Source organism: Streptomyces sp. NPDC047706 (assembly GCF_043204795.1).
Lineage (GTDB): Bacteria > Actinomycetota > Actinomycetes > Streptomycetales > Streptomycetaceae > Streptomyces.
On sequence record NZ_JBIDCW010000008.1, the window covers coordinates 99,377 to 100,920 of the forward strand.

At 75.7% G+C, this 1,544-nt stretch carries 1 protein-coding gene; it reads right to left on the bottom strand.

Annotation, left to right across the window (positions count from 1 at the left end):
* Positions 1-106: 106 nt before the first annotated feature.
* Entirely contained in the window at positions 107-1,396 is a 1,290-nt protein-coding gene (locus tag ACGF8A_RS12005) for a ribonuclease D (protein ID WP_393106895.1), read from the bottom strand.
* Between the last annotated feature and the right edge of the window lie 148 nt (positions 1,397-1,544).

Consider the following 1,544-nt stretch of genomic DNA (forward strand, 5'->3'; position numbering starts at 1 on the left):
CCTGCGGCGCTCACGCCCTGCGGCGCTCACGCCCTGCGGCGCTCACGCCCTGCGGCGCTCACGCCCTGCGGCGCTCACGCCCTGCGGCGCTCACGCCCTGCGGCGCTCACGCATCTTTGGCCGACAGCGCACTCACCAGCACCGGCGTCACCAGCTCCACCTGCCACGGCCGCGCACCGTATCCGGCCAGTACGGGCCCCACGGACTCCGCGTCGGCCACCGCCGGCGGCTCCCAGCACACCCGCCGTACCGTGTCCGGCGCGATCAGGTTCTCCTGCGGCAGCCCCAGCTCCTCGGCCAGCGCGGAGACCCCCGCCCGGGCCGCGGAGAGCCGCGCGGCCGCCGCCGGATCCTTGTCGGCCCACGCCCGCGGCGGCGGAGGCCCCGCGACCTGCTGCCCCGGCTGCGGCAGCTGCGTCTCGGGCAGCGCCTTGGCGCGGTCCACGGCGGCCTGCCACTGCTCCAGCTGCCGCCGCCCCGTCCGGTGCCCGAACCCGTTCAGCGCGGACAGCGCGTGCACGGTGCCCGGCAGGGCGAGGGCGGCCTCGACGATGGCGGCGTCCGACAGCACCTTGCCCGGCGAGATGTCCCTGCGCTGGGCGATCCGGTCCCGGGTCTGCCACAGCTCCCGCACCACGGCGAGCTGCCGCCGCCGGCGCACCTTGTGCATCCCGGACGTACGCCGCCACGGGTCCTTGCGGGGCTCCGGCGGCGGCGCGGCCGCGATCGCGTCGAACTCCTGCCGGGCCCATTCCAGCTTGCCCTGCCGGTCCAGCTCCTTCTCCAGCGCGTCCCGCAGGTCGACGAGCAGTTCGACGTCGAGCGCGGCGTACCGCAGCCAGGGCTCGGGGAGCGGGCGGGTGGACCAGTCGACGGCGGAGTGGCCCTTCTCCAGCACGAACCCGAGCACGCTCTCGACCATGGCGCCGAGGCCGACCCTGGGGAAACCGGAGATCCGCCCGGCCAGCTCGGTGTCGAACAGCCGCGTCGGCACCATGCCTATCTCCCGCAGGCACGGCAGGTCCTGGGTGGCGGCGTGCAGCACCCACTCCACGCCGGACAGCGCGTCGCCGAGTGCCGACAGGTCGGGGCAGGCCACGGGGTCGATCAGCGCGGTGCCCGCGCCCTGGCGGCGCAGCTGTACGAGATACGCGCGCTGTCCGTAGCGGTAGCCGGAGGCGCGCTCGGCGTCGACGGCGACCGGACCGGAGCCTGCGGCGAACGCGGCGATCATCTCGGCGAGGGCGGCCTCGTCCGCGATCACGGGCGGAACGCCCTCACGCGGCTCCAGCAACGGGATCGGCGCCTCCGTAACAGAAGATCCGCCGTCTTCCGGAGGAGCGCCCCCGGTGGTTCGCAGTGAACTGTCTGCTGCGGTTTCTTGGGCGTCGGTCACCTGTCAAGGGTATCCGTGTATGGACGGCGCCCGCCGACGGAACGTTCCGTCGGCGGGCGCCGGCGGGGCGCCAAACACTAACGCCCCACGGGTTGGCCCGCCCCCCCCCGGGGGCGGGGGGGGGCCGCCGCGGGGGGGGCCCCGGCCC